This is a genomic window from Escherichia sp. WS1451 (assembly GCF_046487365.1).
Lineage (GTDB): Bacteria > Pseudomonadota > Gammaproteobacteria > Enterobacterales > Enterobacteriaceae > Escherichia > Escherichia coli.
Genome location: NZ_JBJQJP010000014.1, coordinates 74,002 through 91,152, shown reverse-complemented (window position 1 = coordinate 91,152; position 17,151 = coordinate 74,002). Strand labels below are relative to the sequence as shown.

Sequence of the window (17,151 nt, the reverse complement as noted above, 5' to 3'; positions counted from 1 at the left end):
ACATTTATGCTTCAGTCGTGAAGCCATTATTCTCAAGACACTGTATGTAGTTATCTACAAGTAACGCAGCCTGCTGGCTATTACCCTCCGCTATAGTGACTTCGCGGAAGATTCTTTCCTGAGGGCTATCATTGCTTATAACTTCACCAACACGTCCGAAAATACGGACTTTATGCATCGCACCGACTTTTTCATGTTCTACACGGTAAGTTTTTATCTGAGTCATATTTTGCTCCTTATTCCTTCATGGAGCAAAAAGACCCACCGGGGCCTTTTGCCCCGATTGGGTAGAGTTTATTAAGAAAGTATTTGATGAACTAGCTTACTGACTTCAATAGACAATAAAGAAGTATCATCAACTGTTACGAAAGTGTCCGTTTCAAAACCAATTATTTCATCAGTCTTAATACCAACACCAACGATTTCTATTCCATTACATTTAGCCTTTTCCATAACTTCGCCGATAGTAAATTCCGATTTATTCGGATAACCATCAGTTATAAGAAAAATTATTTTCCTATCGAATTGGCTGTCAAGTAACAGATCAACAGCTGCCATTAAAGCCGATCCCGTAGGGGTATAATAACCCTTACATCCAAGAGTGAATTTCGATAGAGATTCCTCAACGCTTTGATCAAACGTTTTGATAATCTCAAATTCACTTTCCTTGAAGGGAAAGACTATATTGGAGACATGCATTTTTGACAAACTTTCAGCGGCCATCGATAAAGCAAGATCTGACTTAATGGCATGAATATATCTTTCATCATTAGCCATTGACGCTGAAATATCACGAACTAATACGAGGCCAACATGCCCTCTATTTTTAGATTCGCTTTGAGCTCTGAAGACATCACGAACTCCCATTGGTGACAGAATTAATCGATTTCCATCGAAGGTAATTCCACGCTCATGAGTTTTGTTTCGGCCACGCATTTTAACCTGCTGTAAAACAGACAAGTCGCTACCGATTGAATGACTCAGAGACAAAGCCTCATTGTAAACATTCAAATCGATAAGGAGATCAGGGATATCCCATTCAGAAGCACCGAATTCGGCTTTCACGTCATCGGATACTTTTGATGCAATACCTTCAATCTCTTCAGCCAAAGCATCGTGATAATCTTCGCTATCCTCATCACTGCCAAGAAAGGCATCCAACAAATCTGCCAGTATCTCCCATTGAGCCGATGAAAAGTTACTTTCATCTTCAACGTTAGTCGAACTGGCTTCATCTGATTCACTCTCGGAAGGGTTAATCGCATCAGTATCGTCTTCAATAATGTTATCACCTGTGGGATTGCCACCGGTGGGTTCATTATTTCCCTCGTTATCTTCAGCAAGTTCTGAAGGCTCAGAACATCCCTCTTGAGCAAGATCAGAGTTATCGGAAGTATCTGCCTGACCTTCACTATCGTCCTCAGAATCATCCTCACGACTATCAGTCGACTCAAGCGATTTATCTTCTGATTCGGTATCGGTATCGGTATCGGTCTCGGATTCATCATATGCCTCCTGCTCCTCCTGCTCTGTCTGCTGCTGTTGTTCCCTTGCCTCATCCCGCAGTCTCTCTAAAAGAGCCAGGGTCTTACGAGCAAGGGATTCACAGCCCTGAGTATTTTCACAACCAAGAGCATCATGAAAAATTTCCTCAACATCAGAAATTACTGGAGAAAGTATCTTTTGGGCATAGTCAAAAAACGGATCGAGTGTTTCTTTGTGACCTGCCTGCTGAAGGACTTTTACTCGCAATGAGTTAAGCAGATACCACTCAATAAATAGGACAGGATTTTCCGGACGAGAAGATATATCAGGAGTCATCCTTCCGGCTTTAACCATCAGTGCGTAAGTGGCTGCAAGCCGCCGCTTTGCATCCGGATAATCGTTACCAACCTTCTCTTCCATCTGTACATCATCGAACAGATTTATAAGCCCGGTAAGACGTTTTGCCCTGCTATAAGCTTTACGTTTCTCAGCGAGGCTCTCAAACTCTGCATTCATTCCGTCATCGAAGCGTGTAAACCCTTCAGATGACTTGAGAACACTATTAAAGGCGTCACTGTAAACCTCGCTGTCGGTATAGCGACCATGACCAGCTTCATGACAGGTAAAACCTTCAATCAGACTGACAAAGTCATCATCGCTATAATCGCCGTTTGGTAAAACACAAACTTTATTTACAGGATCAAAATACGGTCCTTTGGTATTGTCGTCTATTACAACTCTTACATCGCCTAAGCCGCTAATGACTTTTGCTATATTCTGTAAACGCTTAATATGGCGCGGTGATGATTTAAGATCTAATTTCATAGAATACCTCTTTATAAAAAAGGGGTACTCACCCAGATGGTGAAGTACCCATCTGGGGTTTTTAATAAAGCAAACAGTTACCAGCCTTTGAGCTCGATATCAAAACCATTTTCAACATTGTCTTCCTGTTGCGAAACTGATTTCTCAGGTTCAGCTACAGGATCAGTGTTTGAAAACGTGCTGTTATTTATATCGTTCTCTACGACAGGTTCAACCTGGAACACATTTGTTGAATCTAAAATAGCTTCAATACCTGTGTTCTGTAGCGCGTTCGGTTCTGTTTGTGAGCTTTGATTAAATGATCTGGTAATAGATTCCAACCAGTCAGTAACCTTTTGCTCTCCTGAAATAATACGCTTTAACATTGAAGCATCACTCATGAAATAAAACCACTGCTGTAACACCGCAACGTCGCGAGGTTCAGAAATGGCACCTTTAGGTAAATTATTCATTATGTGTTTTATAGCTTCTGCAAGTACTGCCGCCTCTTTATGTATAAACATGAAGCTAATGATCTTATTTTGCATTTGCTTCAGTCGGTCAATAGTACTTGAGCGCAAATTGTTATTTTTGCTAATTTTTTCATAAACCTTCATTGCTTCTTCTGCCAGATCTGTTATCAATTGTTCCTGATAGTAGTCCTGGGTTTCATCACCTTCAACGCTAATAGGCGTAAAAGGAATAAAGTGAGCAATATTAAATCTAAAGGATTTTATGAAATCATCTTTAGTTAATTTCAACTGATCAATCAAAGAAGACATTCTTGGGCTTCTATTTTTTTCAGCCTCAATATGCATCTCATAATTGTCTACAACGTTTTGAATACCTGCCTGAAACTCTCGTTCAATCTCTTGGGCCCCTTCCAGAAACTCTTCCATACTGGATACTGGTAAAATCCACATATTGCTATAGCGGATGCACAAGCGTGAGCAAAGAGTTGATATTCTGCTGGTAATCGTACTTTTGAAGCTAAGGGCTTTTATGTCAATCCAGCGTACTTCGCTTTTAGATACGCTTTTTTGATCCGTAATATCATCTCCATCATAAGACAAATCGATTTTATCGGTTCGACGCGATCCTTGACAGCCACTTATTTCAATTTTTGTTATAACTGCACCTTCCAGTAAATCTGGATATGATTTTGCAAAATTCTCAGAGATTTGTTTTGCAGATACTTTGTTAAGCATTGAAGTATTTAAAGTCATGGGTTTCTCCAAAAAAAAGGGGAAACCCTCCCCAACGGGAAAGATTTCCCGATAGGGTTGATATTAAAGCTTCTCTGGTGAAATTAAAAGAATACCGGGAAACTCAGCAACAACATCATCATTGCCCATTGCTCCCTGATACATATAACCTTTTAATTCCATTTGTTTAATCAGACCTTCCATATTTATTTTACCATCATGATAAAACAATAAAGAATAGTCGTTATTCAGTTGCATAAGTCCAGTAAAATTAGTTCCGTTTTTTGCTATAGCAATGGTAGCAGCACCATCCGTACTTAAAAACGCACTAAATTCAAGATGGGATAACTCTGAGATACAAATATCAGAGGTTTCATAACAAATCCCATCTAACTCGACTTTTTTGCTGTGAAATACTCCAGCGATTTATCCTTGTCTTCGCCAAGAGAAAGATCTATAGCTTGAAGAACAAGATCGACCACATGTAAAGGTAAAGCAGAAGCAAAAGCTATTTTGAAAGTGTCAAGAAGACTAAAGGTTTTTAACGTCATCGACGTGCCAACCCAAGCTACTAATTGACGAATATCCATCACACTGTCTTCTGTACCAGAGTCATTTACTGCAATCGCTACTCTTACGAACTTCTCAATGACCTGAAAAGGCAAAGAGCTATATCGTTTAGTAAGCACATTGGTTAAAGCAACTTTGTCGGGCTTCTCCATTTCAACTATCAAGAACCGCTTTATAAAAGCTGCATCTTGACGTTGAGAAGAAACGAACCGGCGAGCGCCTCCACTCATGTTTGTGTTTGCAGTACCAATAAATCGCGTGTAGCCATTAGCAGTTATAACCTCACCACCATTAGCACTGAGTGACCAGGGCTTACGTTCAATGGGCATGTGAAGTTTTGCTGCCGTATCAGGATCGATTTTGTCCACTTCATCCAGAAGAATGAGGTGACCATTACGAAATCCCGTTACCAAATCGCTGTGTACAAAACCTGTATTACCACCATTAAGACTGCGCTCACCTTCAAGCTCATCAACTCGAATATTGCTGTTGATCTGCTTAATTGTCAGCGGCCAATTCATCATGTGGCTAATGTACATTACCATTTCAGTCTTGCCAGAACCGGACTCACCTTTAAGACACACACTTAAATCTATATCCGGACTGATAAGCAGTTTAACCACTTGTTCAAGTATTCGGGGATTTGGTATGTAGTCTTTGTTCAGCGGAGCTCGATACGAGGTTTTAGTTTTGAAAACAGGCACAGCCATCTTTGGATCCATTTCTGGAATACCAAAAAGGTCCTTTGCTAGAACTAAAAGATACTCACCTTTATCCACATAATGTTTTAACTTTATAACATCCGGGGAAAGAAGAGCTTCTAATTTTTCATAAGCATCAGAAGATGTTTCATTTAACTTCATAGCGGCATTAGACATTTTTAACTCCGGTAAAATGCAAACACCGCCCTCTGGCAGATGTTTGCCAGTGGCATTTTATTTGAGATTCATTTGGCAAATAGTTGCCATCAGTTTCCTGATTTGAGGCACATTATAACCAAGATGATTTCCCACTATTTCAAAAGCTTCAGACATGATCCATTCAAAATGATTTTCGAATATTGGATTGATTTCTAACTTGCCAAAAGCGTTTCGTTTAGTTAACAGATCACATGAAACAAGCTCGTCAAACAACTCTAATGTGGATTTAAAAGCTTTTATGTAAACATCCATAATTTCCCTGTCAGTCCATTTAACAGCCAGTTTTTTTTCTGACATTAAATAATCCTGATCAAAGAAGATGTCCCAGCCCATATCGTCATTGCAATCATGCAAAATGATTTCATCATCATTCCTGCATTCAGCTAATTTCGTGTTTTCACTAATCGAACGATGCGAATGATAATAGAGCCATGATTTTAATTCCGCTCTAAATTCACATGCATCAAGTCCATGACATAAACAAGTGTATTCAAATGATTTTGACATATACCACCGTGTTTCAGCTTCTAAAAGTGGATTCACTGTGATATTACCATTGTCATCTTTGAAGAATAACTTTCTCCTCAACACTAGTTCTTTAATGATTTCCAAAGACTCTTCCATAGCGGATAGAAAAACAACATACACATCCTCAGGGGTCCATTCTATTACCAGACCACCCAAATCTGGGTTATATTCTTCAACCGTATATAGATAATCTGTTTCTGCTGCAAAATTAATTGTATGCAAAATCTGATTTTTAAGTAATTTGGATTTTTCATAAAGGTGATTTTCACGCCTTTCAGAATCATAATTTATCTCAGAAATGTTACTTTCTTCTGATTTAAAGTTTAATCCGGACGTGTAAGCATCATTTAAATGCTCTTTGGGTGAATCAACTATTTGCGTTATTTCATCTTCATCTATATCGAGTATAGAAAAAAAACTAAGTTGATTACTACTTATTGCAGTAGCCCTAAATTTTTGTTTCATGGGGACTCCAAAAGGAGAAATCCCATGAAGGGATTTCTCCCCTTTAGGGTGGGTTTAATGTCAGATCTGATTAAAGCTACTTTGTCCAAAACCTTTTAGAGGTTTAGGTATGTGAGCCAACTTACTTGTTGCTACCACTCTCATGTAGTCAAGAGGATGTTCTCTCCCTTCAATCATAATAGTATCGACAACAATATAACCGGAGACCATCAACTCATCACCCTGATTTATACCAGTGAAACAGGTTGAATACATTTCAGGCGACACCTTGATTTGAACTGAAAATTCTCTCTCAGTGATTTCACCATCAACTTCTGTCTTCATCCTATTTTTGAGCTTTATTAACAAACCTATACTCTGGTCAGTCATTTTTTTCTCCACAGCACTGATAACTATCCCGGACACTTTTACTTCATTGATATATTCAAGATATGACATTTTCCGCTCCTCGATTTGTTCAAAGAGAAGCCCCGTTAGGGTTCCCCCTTAACAGGATTAAATAAATTTATTAGTTACATACATGAACGTGCAGACTACCAAACAGGCAATTCCGGCAATATGTAACCAATTTCTTGTTGGTTTAGTTGGTGCAATCGCTAAAGAGTTCTCCAACTTCTCTGTTACAAGACGTCGATTCTCTGCTTTAGCCGCATCATCTAAATATTGAGTTTCACGCTTAGCGAGAGTCTCAATTTTCGATTTTATTGCATGGTCCCATCCTTTAGTTTCAAAAACGCTTAACTCACTAAAGGTGTGCGTCATGAGATCTTCTGGGAAACCCAGTTTTTTCATTAACGGACGAATGGTATCATACATTTTTTCTACATTTTCGTAGTGGGCCTTTACTGCGACATCAAAACGCTTACGTAAAGTTAATTTTTCACGTTTGCAAATGATGTCCGAAACCCAATTTATTAACTGCTCATTTTTGAGTTCACTGGCTTTTTCAAGTGAGTAATCCAGATTATCCACGTCAAGAAATGAATTTAATCCGTATTTTTCAAACTCCTCAACAAGATATTTATCCAGTTCAGTTAAGCTTTTAAAAAGTGGTACATCTGGGGAAGCTTTAAGAAGCTTATAAGCTCCTTCGAAATCAATTTTCTTGACCACGAGCTCCACAACATCCACATGATAATAGCTTGAATAAGCAGAAAGCTTTTCGGCCAACAAAGACACAGGCTTAAGAGACTTAAGTTCAATGATATTTGGGCCGTCCTCATTCAAAATAACAATCAGTTCATTATCACGTTCTGTATATTTCATCAGAACTTCTAAGAGCTGTTTGTTTAGCGCCTTATCCATCTCTGGAATAATTTCACTAAAGGTTTGATGAAGGGCTTTACTGCGAGCTTTATTTTTAGACATTTGGGGTCACCTATATATAGTAAGAAGGAAGAAACAATTTTTTGTTTCAACACGAAGGCAAAGCCTGTCATTCATCTCCCGTAAGCTATGAACCGCCTGATTTATACTATCTGGCATTAGAAGTACGCAACAAAAATAGCTCCAGGAGGAGCTAAATTAGTTACGGTTTGGTAAATTCAGATTGCCTTTTTCAGGCATGGGAAGTGCACCAGCGACAAAGGTGACATTTTGCCGGTGGTGTCTTACAGCTTGTTTAAGCTGGCCGCTTTTCACGGCTAAATCAACGCTTAACGCGAAAGTAACTTTAAGCAAAGTTACTCAAATTTGGGAGCTGATATTTAAGCTCATTGTTTTTATACTATAGCTTTAAGCATAAGTAAATGCCCATATCGAATTATTCTGTATAAACTGGAGAAATTCGAATATTAGCTGCTTCTTTTATCTTTTCTTCACTGCATTCTCTTAAAAAGAAAGAAGGATCACCATACCACATTACAAAAAGTTGCTTTTCTGCACGCGTAAATCCAACATAAAGCAAACGTCTTTCTTCTTCTATTGCCTCCTCCCCAACTGATCTTTTACTTGGTATCTGATCCGCATTACAACTCATTATTATTACTTTATTCCACTCAAGACCCTTTGAACCATGCAAGGTTGATAGGACTACTTTCTCTGGGCTGTATTCCTCGTCCTTCTTCCTAGGGCCTAATGACATTGCAGCAGCACGATTGATCATATTCATCCAACCAGTCTTTTCTGCCCACTGTTTACAAGTGTCTAAAGCAATTTTTGTTAAGGTTGCTGTACCTTTATTACTCCTCATCTTGATTGACGACGATTCCATCCATTTCGTAAGGTTGGCGAAACGTTTTGCTATCTCAACTTTATCAGTACTTTCCTGGGTAAAGCGCACGAAGTTTGAATGTAATGTTTTTGTTTCGAGAGAACTGTCCTCCGGGATGGCAAGGTCGCCAAAAGTAACTTTTCTTCCTCTCATACTCAATGCCACATCATCCAAAACTGATTCCTGTTCTCCAAACAATGCCAATACTCTCTTCATTAAGCGAGGATCATTTGATTGTCGGAAAAAGGCCATAAGGCTTAACACATCGCTTGTTTCTTTTTCATCCCAGAATGATTTACCTCCGTAACGAATTACTGGCTGTTCGATCAAACTTTCTAGCTCATCCAAGTGAGCATTATTGCGGCTTAGAATTGCCCATCCATGTGGATCCTGATTTATAAGGCTTAAAATACCCTGTATCTGTTCCTCCATATCTACATATGAACGAAAAGTGACCTTTCCTCCTCCCTTTTTTGCCGAGCGTAACTCTTTGGCATAACGGTAAACATTCTTTCCTATCAGTGCTCCGGCCACCTCTAAAATTTCAGGTTCACACCTAAAGCATGTGTTTAAGTAAAATATGTTAGGTCTGAAGTGTTTTTCAAACTGTTGAAATATTTTGACTCCTCCTGAGGATCTGAAGGAGTAGATGGCCTGATCATCGTCTCCAACTATACTCGTATAGACTCCAGCTCTTGTATGCAATGCTATCCATGAGAATTGTATAGAGTCAGTATCCTGAACTTCGTCTACTATCAAATGTGTCAAATCTAACGTGCGCATTTTTCCCGAATGCATTTGACCGACAACAAATTTTGAAAGAGCATTGAGGTCCGCCACATGGTCTTTCTGGCATAACGCCTGATAGGTATTAAATAAATGGATCTGTTGTCTGTTATGCCGAACTGAAATCACATCCGTATCCATTTCTCTGCCGATAGCATCAATAACGAATTCAGCTTCAGCAAACTTCATCGTTACACCGGATTCTTTCAAAGCCCGGTGAATGACAGATCTCTGTGCTGGCCCTATCAACATCTTTCCCGGCCAGCGAATCATGTCCAGTTGCTTCTTAACGAGTCCGTGAAAAGTATCCACCAGCACCCGGTCAAGATCCTTCTTGCTCAATCGCTTTTGTAACTTTGCTGCAAGTGCGTTTGTTGCAGCGCGAGTAAAGGTCACCATCCCGATTCTTGCATATGGATACTTTTTGAGAATCGATATAACCGCTTCTATCATGGTGAATGATTTGCCTGATCCAGGCGCTGCTATCACCATATTGTTTGCGCTAGCATTCTCGATAACAGGTCTTTGCTCTTCTGTTGGCTTACCCATTTCAACCTCATTACTTCGTTTTAATAATTATACATTTTTATAAAAGCGCTTTTCTTGTGTACTGCTGGTTCTACTGGAAATCACTTTTTTTCCTTTTTTATGCAATCAGGTTGTTTGTGAAACGCGTGACTATGGAATAATGGTTCCATCTCCAAAAGACATTACAAAAAGGGCTTTAAATGAAACTTTTACGTTTAGTATCTCTGGTCTCTTCTGTCGTCATTGGTTTTTCCCTATCGGGTTGTGCCGGTGACACCGGCACTACGCCAGGCACCGCTCTGAATGCGTACAGTCACGGCCAGTACTGGCATGCTAAAGCAAATGATTCTGTCGCCAAGAATGCCTATTCGTTTGCTGGTTTCGACGTTAATTTTAAGGAGCAAGAGGTTACTCCTGGAGGGGATGCCGACAACTTTCTTTCTAAGTATCTCATCAATAGTTCGATGGGCTACGTAACAGGCGGTCTAAAAGGTTTTGGGATCATGAGCCTCGGCTCTTTGTACAGTTCTTCTGACGCCGAATACATCCAGGTCAATCAATACCTAGTGTTCGTCCCCAATCCAAAAAAATTGCCTTACAATGATGAAAGTTTGGTACGTGAAGGAGCTAAGTATGTTTTTGAGCATACAAAAGCAACTCAGGCCTCATTTGGATACAACCCTGAAAAACAGAAAGCAGCTCTGGCCACATGTAAAATTGATATGGCAGTCGTCAATAAATGGAGTACCTGTGATCTGCCCTCTAAGCCTGATGCTGATGTTTTCCCTACAGATTCAATGTACAGCTTTCAGGCGATTCGCCCCGCAACAGGAACCGAAACTCCTCAGCTAAACCTTCCCGCTGGTGATTACGCTGTAATTCGTTATGTGTTCATCCCATTTAAAGGAAACGAAACAAGCGCTGATTTTTCGGGTATCATTTTCCGTTCTGATAGCCCAAATACAACAACTCCAGGGGGTGTTGCAGCCTCCATCAACGGAAAAGATTATTACCTCTTTACCGGTGAATACGGTAAAAAAGGCTTCCCAGAAAAAACATTGAAAGCCAAGTAATTAAAAAAGGGGCCTAACGGCCCCTTCTTCAATATTTCGGCAACTGCTTGCCCGTAACCGGATCCAGCGTAGTTGAACCTACCTCACATATGGCCGGTCGAGGTAAATAGCTACAATCTACATTTTCCTCTTTTATAGCCTGAGCATTTTCTTGTCTGGCCTTTATCATATTTTCTTCACCGCCCATTGCTTCCTTGGTACGTTCTGATGGAAGTTGATAGTTCTCATTCTGGAATGGTAAGTTTTCCACAATTGATTCTTCGGAGAATTTTGAATATTGATCAGGAACTTCTCCTACCTGAACTGCATCATTAATCCACTCCGTCAGATCAATTTTATCGAAATCCAGTTGCTGTATTTGCTTTATTGATAGCCCCACGCAATTAGAGGCGACAGGGTCTATTCCTAATTGCGGATAAGCTTGTTGCATAATAACGCGTGACAACATGGAATTATAACAGCACATGTCTGTTGCTTTTTTAACGCATTTCTTTGTGAAACCAACATTCAGATATTTGACGCATCGTTCCGTATCTAATGTAAAACAGGATTTTTGATTCTTATGAATAGAAGCTTCCATCTCTTTCTGGTCGCATGCTACCAACATTTCTAAAAGCATTTTAGTGACCTGATAGGCTGTATAAATCCAACCGATCACGTTTAATGCAAGCATAAAGTTTTGAACCGCAGCCGAGAAGACAACCTCTCCTCCGGTAGTAGCAACGTTCTTAAAGACAAAGTCTCGAACTGTATCTGGTAGCAATTCGTAGGCTTTCTTCATTGCCATCTGCTTAAGCTGACCTATACCGAAGCTGGACATTGTTTCCTGTGCCAACTGGCCAGCACCTCCTGCCCCTCCAGAAGTTGCGGAAGACCCAACTGCCCTGCTTAGATTACCAGCGACGTTTTCATATACGCTCGTTAAGGAGCTCGTGACATTGTTCCACATTTGCCCTACTGTTTTACCAGCTGATGCAGTCCACTCACCGACCGCATTGGACATAGAAGCCCATGTACCTGTATCACCGCCGGTCCATTTTATTAGCTGAGCATTAACTCTGGTCCAGTTAGTGTTTCTGATCATAGATCCGGCAAGCATGATACCTTCAAGTGCTCCTGCGGTTCCCTGCGGTGCTTCGCAGCAGTCCGTCTTTGCCAGGCCATTTACAAAGCCTACTGAACGACCACACCATTCAGGTTTTCCTTCAAAGACAGAACAGGAATTGGCATCGTTAGGGTCTTCGCATTTGGCTTCGCCCTGCATGTACTGAACCATGTTTGAATAAGCCGCAACTTTTCCAAAATCGTTGTTCTCTTCCTTTGGCCCAGTTTCGCATGTTCCTCCAGAACATGGGATCATGCCAACACAGGCATTTGTAGAAGATTCAACCTCACGAACTACATCCTTACCTCTGTCACAGGTGTATTTCTGTTCATACATGTAGCAGCTGTTAGTGCCCTCATCGAACCAACCCTCTGCACATGTTTGTTTATCGAGTACACATGCTGCATCATTTTTATAAGAACTACATGCATCAGGCATACTCTTAATTTCTTCGTAGTTGTAACAGAGGTCCTTTCCATTAGCGTCTTTCATAATTTTCCCACTGGCGTCATAAGAGCAAATCTTGTCTTTAGCCAATGGATCACAAAAATAGCCTTCAAGGTTAGTCTTCCAGGTAAGAAAGCCTTTATCGCCTTCATACAGCGGCTTTGCCATAGAAAGCACGCTTTCCGGAAGCCGCTTCGTGCCAACATCCATATCTTTAAACCGATCGAAACGGCAGAATGTATTTGGTGTTTGTACAGCATCGTAACAACCAGCTGGTTCCTGGACGTGCTTATCTTCGAGCTTCATATTTTCAAACGTCAGCTCAACCTCAAAGTACCCTTCACCTCCCCCACCAACCCAGACTCTGGATGCCATTGTCACTTCACGATCAGGTTCTTCATAAACTGATTTTCTGACCTTTTCAGTTACATCGTATACTTTGTCGAGTTTCCACGATTTTTTTAACTCCCAAGATCCCTTTGGAGCCGGATAGTCACTTTCTCGATATGCACCATCTATGTGAGCAAAAATCTGCGTGCCATCAAGTGTTACCCGCATGTGGTCATCCCACTCCGCGTTAACAATCTTTGCTGAGGCCAATTTTGCATCCGGATGGAATTTTAATGTCAGTTCGTTATCAAATACCCCGTCACTCCAGTAGTTGTCATCACGGCGACCAAACCATATACGCACACAATTATCGCCGCACATCGACATGTCTCCGTTTCCGCCTGAAATGTATACAGGAACAGAGAAGTCACGAGTTATCGTGCAGCTGCTGAAGTTATCTTGCTTAGGCGAGTTACAGTAGAACTCTTTGTAATCAGGATAGTGTGTGGTTACTGTTTTTTTGGAGGTCTCAACATTACAGTTCTGAAGCCAGTTTCCAGTACCAGCAACAGCATTGGTTATCTCATTTCTCCCCGCAGTAAACATGGGATCGTTAGGCTTTACAGACGATGCCGGGTTGTCCTTGTTAGCATTTACGAGGGTGCGGTAGGCAACGCCATCATAACTTTGAGCATCAAATAACTGGCTTTTCCGATTCTTTATATCGTTAACAAAGCCATCCTCATCCCCATAACGATCTGCGGCGTTGAACTTTATATCGCTGTGCTTTTGCTCTGAGCTGAAAATCTCTCCCGTATTTGTTTTGGTTCCAGGAGTAGTATTGGGATTACTGCTTATACCAATGTTGCCATTAGCATCACGAGAGAGCAGCTTTGCCCCTTCCTTGGTGTAGTTTGAATTGATTGTCCCTCCAGACATACTCGGCAGTTGTACGGCGCTACCAATAGACTTTCCATCGGATGCGGCATTTTTCATGACACTTTCATTAGAGTTCCCTGCCCCATACTTCCCGAGATTAAGATTAGCGGATTCGGCTTTACCCACGTATTTCTCGGTGATCTTCCCACTGACATTCTCGCCTGAATCCGCGTTCTTGTATTTCTCCACAATGTCCTGAGCACTGGTGGTTGCATTGCGATTTGCGTTAGGATTTGCAAGGTTAAAATTATTTTCGAGCTGGTCAAATATAGCGTCAGCAGCGTAAACACGTGGTGTCATTACCATGTTTATGAGTGTGACATAAAAAGCCCAACTCATAGTATTGGCAACCATTGATGCAATAATCGCTGAGGTGATTGTTTTTCTAAGTTTCACTTATTTTCTCCTTAGAAATCAAACGCCTGGAACGTAGCGAACACAACAGTCATTGTAACGCCACAACATATAGACATAATTATCGTTGCCTATTTTTTTGCGCCCACCTTTAAGGGTTGACCAGTCGTGTACCGAATCACCAAGACGATGACAGCAATCCGGTCCCTTCGCCTCAGGAGTAGGGAAAAGCATTGAAAGCCGATACTGGGAACGTGGTGTAAAGTATTCCCACGTTTTCTCACACATTGCGTCTGCTCCCATCGTTCGCATCAGCATGCCTTGGCGATGTAGTTTTGTCAGAAGACGCTGGGTAATCAGTGAACTCGTCCTTACAGCGTCATCATTTGCGTAAATGTGGCCGGTTAATGGGTAAAGGTTGCCATCGCATCCGGCACAAAAGTATGCAGCGAGATTATCCTTTCCTGCTGTTACTGCTACACAGTCAGCAGCGCACACCATTGAGGCAATTGGGTTTGCAAAAACTACTGCCTCGGGATTCAGGACGAGTGTAAGCAGATCACTTTCCCACATAGGGTCCACTTCGCTTATATAGGTCAGGCTGGCATCTATATAGGGTTCAGCAGTGCACTCGCCAATAATCAGTAATTTGAGCATTGTCATGATTGGGAACTCCCAAAGATGAACATCGTAAAATCCGGCTTCAGTTGCTGTCATTGGCTGATTAGTGTTGCTTTTACCAATATCAAACTGCGATTTTTGAAGCATCGTGCCTTCAAGAAAGGGGCTGCACCAGGGGCTCTTTACAACTTCTACAATCTTCACCGGCTGAAAGAAGCTCAATTGCCAACCTATTTCCGGTACGCCGTTCTGATCTGTGCAGTAGCAACCCGGACGTGAAGGTGCAGCGCCTTCTGGAGCAGCCCCTATGCCCATTATCCTCATGGGAAAAATGCAGCTCCAACAGATATTCTTAATCAAGCCCTGCCACACTCCAGCTGACTGACACATAGCCCCAGGGACTCCAGCATCTGCTGCCATAGCCATACCAGGTATAGAAAGCGAAAGCATAACTGCTACAATGAACTCTAAAAGTAACTTTTTGAATTTTTTCACCATCATGCTCACTTGGATGTAATAAATGTTGCAACACTTTCGATATAGTCGACGGCTTTGGTAAAATAACTTCTCATCTGGTCCGGATAATTTAGCGTCAGCCATGTTGCAAAGAGAGCGCCTATAATAAATCCGAGTTTCATATTATTTTTCCTCTGAAAGATTTGGGGCTCCGATTCCACGGACTTCTGCCTCGCTAAACAGGGTGATCCGGAATTTATCTTGGTCAGTAGTTATAAGCGCAGGTGTATTTTTAATCTGAAAGCGTGAGATAATCTGTTCGTTTACTTTAAACACCTTACCGTTAAATTTTTCACGTAAATCATTTAGGTGATCCCATCCATTATCTTTTTGGATACGGGTAAACATTGGCATTACTTTTCCACTACCCAGACGTTGTCGATACTGCTGCTCAGCCCATACCAGCTGGCCCGGATTGAGTGGATCGAAAATTATCATCGTCAGGTTTTGAGGAAATCTCGAAAGTGGATTAATCAACTCCCCGGCGGAAGCTATTACACGGCCCTGCTTATCTTTTACGTCCTGAGTGACCCTCACTGTAGGGTCAATTAAAAATTCTTTGTGTTCCTGGGCAGGAGGGAGATCGACCATCCATTGATTTTTCCAGGTGTCCGCAACGGCCCTTTTTTTTGCACCTTCCCAGTCATATTTTTGTGCGCGTTCTTCCAGTTCTTTAATGATGCTCTTTTCTTCAACGGGATAAATCGTACCAGCAACAGGAAAAATGTCCTGATCGGGTTTTTTAGCAAGTTCTCGCTGAAAAAACTCAACGTTGAAGGACCCTACCATTTTTGCAAAACGAGCTTGCTCCCGAGAAATAATTGTCGGTACTTGAGTTACTTGATACTGACTGAAGCTATCAGGATCAATTGTAATCAAAGGAGATTCAAATTTTCCTTTGACAATCATTTGGTTTATTGCTGCCTGTGTCTCTGGTAGCCGAGTAGTTCCTTTCTTTAGACCATTGAAAACTACACGAGCTTTATGCTCTGAGGCCGTACGTAAAAGGTCTTCCAGTACATAATCCGGTAAGCTAAATGAAGCAAAGATCGTTATACCATTTTCAGTTGATAGTGCTTCTTCACGTGTGCTATCCATTTTTCTTTCGAAGTCAGCAGCTGTGATGCCCGAGGAACCAAACAATTTTTCGATATTTTTAGATTGTCCTCGCATGACTTCCGGCTTATTTTCCACAGCTTTCAGAGCCGCTTCATTAAGGCTGGCGTTTTCCTGAATTTCATCACGTCTTCTAATTATATCGTTGACAGCATCAGAGTTATTACTTTGGGCCCTTATAGCCTGGGTATGGTCTATAACTGCTTGAACACTATCCGCATTCATACCGGGCACGTAACCACGGTTTGTTTGCCTGCTCAGGTCCTGGTTTTTTTTGAGTGCTTCAGATTGCGCAATGTACTTCTGCACATCTGGTGAATTTAGCGTAGCATCAAGGCTAAGAGCCCCATCTGGCTGCTGTGCACCTTTAGCCTGAGCGCCAAGCCCTTTTGCTTGCTGAGCGATTAGGTCAGCATCATGTTGATACTCAGTGCTTGCATTTGTATTACTTAAAACTGCACATAACGCAAGTCCAGGAAGTATTGGTAAATATTTTTTATTTACATTAAAAGATCGCATATGTTTTCCCAATTACTGAATTCAGCTTTACTGTTCCCCAAAAACGGGAATCCCATGAGTGATCGGTTTGCCCAATTAGGAAAACTTCGCCTTCAGGAATTATCAATTCTTTTTCAATCAAAATGGACGGAATACTGTATTTCTTTGAAATACGACGTGCATTAGCTTCAAAAAATTTGTCCCCGTTATAAACCCCATCCATTGTTACTTTGAGTTTGTCACCGCCCACACCGGCAACAATTTTTATGACTCGTTCATTTTCTGGGATAAAACGAACCGATTTCGGCATGTTGAAAGCTATGAGTTCACCAGTTTTAATAGTTTTATCCGAATGATCAATCATATAAAAATCAGCAGGCAGGCACCCATTCAATAAACCGTATCCAAATGTATAACGGGTGAAAAAGACACACATAACGAGAATCAGCAATAAAATATTAATGGGGACATACCAATCCAGTATAAGCAGCCCTCTCTTTTTAGGTATGTAGTCGCTCATATTTTTCTCACTAGCACTGAAGAATATTTTTACTAAGTAGATACACCTCTATCCAAGTAACTATTATCCATGTTTTTCAACGCTCGGAAGTCTGCAAACTAACCTAATATTAACCTATAAGGATGTTAA

14 protein-coding genes are annotated in these 17,151 nt (G+C 41.1%); 1 reads left to right on the top strand and 13 read right to left on the bottom strand.

What is annotated here, in order from left to right; translation table 11 throughout:
• Nucleotides 1–4: 4 nt before the first annotated feature.
• The 9 genes from ACJHX7_RS17685 to trhI form a co-directional block, all read right to left on the bottom strand.
• A complete protein-coding gene (locus ACJHX7_RS17685) occupies nucleotides 5–226 on the bottom strand; it encodes a hypothetical protein (RefSeq protein WP_042634307.1) in 222 nt (73 codons plus the stop codon).
• 71 nt (nucleotides 227–297) lie between these two features.
• Nucleotides 298–2,310: a VWA domain-containing protein gene (locus tag ACJHX7_RS17680; RefSeq protein ID WP_072692376.1), complete on the bottom strand. Its 2,013-nt coding sequence runs from the start codon at nucleotides 2,308–2,310 to the stop codon at nucleotides 298–300.
• Nucleotides 2,311–2,387: 77 nt separating this feature from the next.
• Nucleotides 2,388–3,515: a DUF3150 domain-containing protein gene (locus tag ACJHX7_RS17675; protein ID WP_000174395.1), complete on the bottom strand. Its 1,128-nt coding sequence runs from the start codon at nucleotides 3,513–3,515 to the stop codon at nucleotides 2,388–2,390.
• Between the two features lie 63 nt (nucleotides 3,516–3,578).
• A complete protein-coding gene (locus tag ACJHX7_RS17670) occupies nucleotides 3,579–3,752 on the bottom strand; it encodes a hypothetical protein (RefSeq protein WP_001176647.1) in 174 nt (57 codons plus the stop codon).
• 131 nt (nucleotides 3,753–3,883) lie between these two features.
• Complete coding sequence (locus ACJHX7_RS17665; protein WP_000063335.1) at nucleotides 3,884–4,942, bottom strand: ATP-binding protein; 1,059 nt, start codon at nucleotides 4,940–4,942, stop codon at nucleotides 3,884–3,886.
• A gap of 57 nt (nucleotides 4,943–4,999) precedes the next feature.
• Entirely contained in the window at nucleotides 5,000–5,977 is a 978-nt protein-coding gene (locus ACJHX7_RS17660) for a hypothetical protein (RefSeq protein ID WP_042634278.1), read from the bottom strand.
• Between the two features lie 60 nt (nucleotides 5,978–6,037).
• A complete protein-coding gene (locus ACJHX7_RS17655) occupies nucleotides 6,038–6,415 on the bottom strand; it encodes a hypothetical protein (RefSeq protein WP_000120822.1) in 378 nt (125 codons plus the stop codon).
• A 57-nt stretch (nucleotides 6,416–6,472) separates the two neighbouring features.
• Nucleotides 6,473–7,345, bottom strand: coding sequence for a hypothetical protein (locus tag ACJHX7_RS17650; RefSeq protein ID WP_000041927.1), 873 nt, complete (start codon nucleotides 7,343–7,345; stop codon nucleotides 6,473–6,475).
• A gap of 394 nt (nucleotides 7,346–7,739) precedes the next feature.
• The gene (gene trhI, locus ACJHX7_RS17645; RefSeq protein WP_042634277.1) at nucleotides 7,740–9,524 is read right to left on the bottom strand and encodes an IncHI-type conjugal transfer helicase TrhI; all 1,785 of its coding nucleotides are present in this window, start codon (nucleotides 9,522–9,524) and stop codon (nucleotides 7,740–7,742) included.
• Nucleotides 9,525–9,703: 179 nt separating this feature from the next.
• Between trhI and ACJHX7_RS17640 the strand changes: the two genes are divergently transcribed.
• Nucleotides 9,704–10,576 carry a hypothetical protein gene (locus tag ACJHX7_RS17640; protein ID WP_072692375.1) on the top strand — a complete coding sequence of 291 codons (873 nt, stop codon included), beginning with the start codon at nucleotides 9,704–9,706 and terminating at the stop codon, nucleotides 10,574–10,576.
• 28 nt (nucleotides 10,577–10,604) lie between these two features.
• On the opposite strand, the gene trhN is transcribed toward ACJHX7_RS17640, so the two are convergent.
• The 4 genes from trhN to trhF form a co-directional block, all read right to left on the bottom strand.
• Nucleotides 10,605–13,793 (bottom strand): IncHI-type conjugal transfer protein TrhN, encoded by a 3,189-nt coding sequence (gene trhN, locus ACJHX7_RS17635; RefSeq protein ID WP_000776705.1) that lies wholly within the window; start codon nucleotides 13,791–13,793, stop codon nucleotides 10,605–10,607.
• Between the two features lie 18 nt (nucleotides 13,794–13,811).
• Nucleotides 13,812–14,867 (bottom strand): IncHI-type conjugal transfer protein TrhU, encoded by a 1,056-nt coding sequence (gene trhU, locus ACJHX7_RS17630; protein ID WP_181196458.1) that lies wholly within the window; start codon nucleotides 14,865–14,867, stop codon nucleotides 13,812–13,814.
• Nucleotides 14,868–15,011: 144 nt separating this feature from the next.
• On the bottom strand, nucleotides 15,012–16,523 hold the full coding sequence (locus tag ACJHX7_RS17625) for a TrbC family F-type conjugative pilus assembly protein (protein ID WP_072756793.1): 1,512 nt from the start codon (nucleotides 16,521–16,523) through the stop codon (nucleotides 15,012–15,014).
• A complete protein-coding gene (gene trhF, locus ACJHX7_RS17620; RefSeq protein ID WP_001286759.1) occupies nucleotides 16,510–17,022 on the bottom strand; it encodes an IncHI-type conjugal transfer protein TrhF in 513 nt (170 codons plus the stop codon). The genes ACJHX7_RS17625 and trhF overlap by 14 nt, the downstream gene beginning before the upstream one ends.
• Nucleotides 17,023–17,151: the final 129 nt, after the last annotated feature.

Excerpts from the sequence above, each read along its gene's own strand:
- ACJHX7_RS17685 (WP_042634307.1), bottom strand. The coding sequence starts at position 226 with ATGACTCAGATAAAAACTTACCGTGTAGAACATGAAAAAGTCGGTGCG.
- ACJHX7_RS17680 (WP_072692376.1), bottom strand. The coding sequence starts at position 2,310 with ATGAAATTAGATCTTAAATCATCACCGCGCCATATTAAGCGTTTACAG.
- ACJHX7_RS17675 (WP_000174395.1), bottom strand. The coding sequence starts at position 3,515 with ATGACTTTAAATACTTCAATGCTTAACAAAGTATCTGCAAAACAAATC.
- ACJHX7_RS17670 (WP_001176647.1), bottom strand. The coding sequence starts at position 3,752 with ATGCAACTGAATAACGACTATTCTTTATTGTTTTATCATGATGGTAAA.
- ACJHX7_RS17665 (WP_000063335.1), bottom strand. The coding sequence starts at position 4,942 with ATGTCTAATGCCGCTATGAAGTTAAATGAAACATCTTCTGATGCTTAT.
- ACJHX7_RS17660 (WP_042634278.1), bottom strand. The coding sequence starts at position 5,977 with ATGAAACAAAAATTTAGGGCTACTGCAATAAGTAGTAATCAACTTAGT.
- ACJHX7_RS17655 (WP_000120822.1), bottom strand. The coding sequence starts at position 6,415 with ATGTCATATCTTGAATATATCAATGAAGTAAAAGTGTCCGGGATAGTT.
- ACJHX7_RS17650 (WP_000041927.1), bottom strand. The coding sequence starts at position 7,345 with ATGTCTAAAAATAAAGCTCGCAGTAAAGCCCTTCATCAAACCTTTAGT.
- trhI (WP_042634277.1), bottom strand. The coding sequence starts at position 9,524 with ATGGGTAAGCCAACAGAAGAGCAAAGACCTGTTATCGAGAATGCTAGC.
- ACJHX7_RS17640 (WP_072692375.1), top strand. The coding sequence starts at position 9,704 with ATGAAACTTTTACGTTTAGTATCTCTGGTCTCTTCTGTCGTCATTGGT.
- ACJHX7_RS17625 (WP_072756793.1), bottom strand. The coding sequence starts at position 16,523 with ATGCGATCTTTTAATGTAAATAAAAAATATTTACCAATACTTCCTGGA.
- trhF (WP_001286759.1), bottom strand. The coding sequence starts at position 17,022 with ATGAGCGACTACATACCTAAAAAGAGAGGGCTGCTTATACTGGATTGG.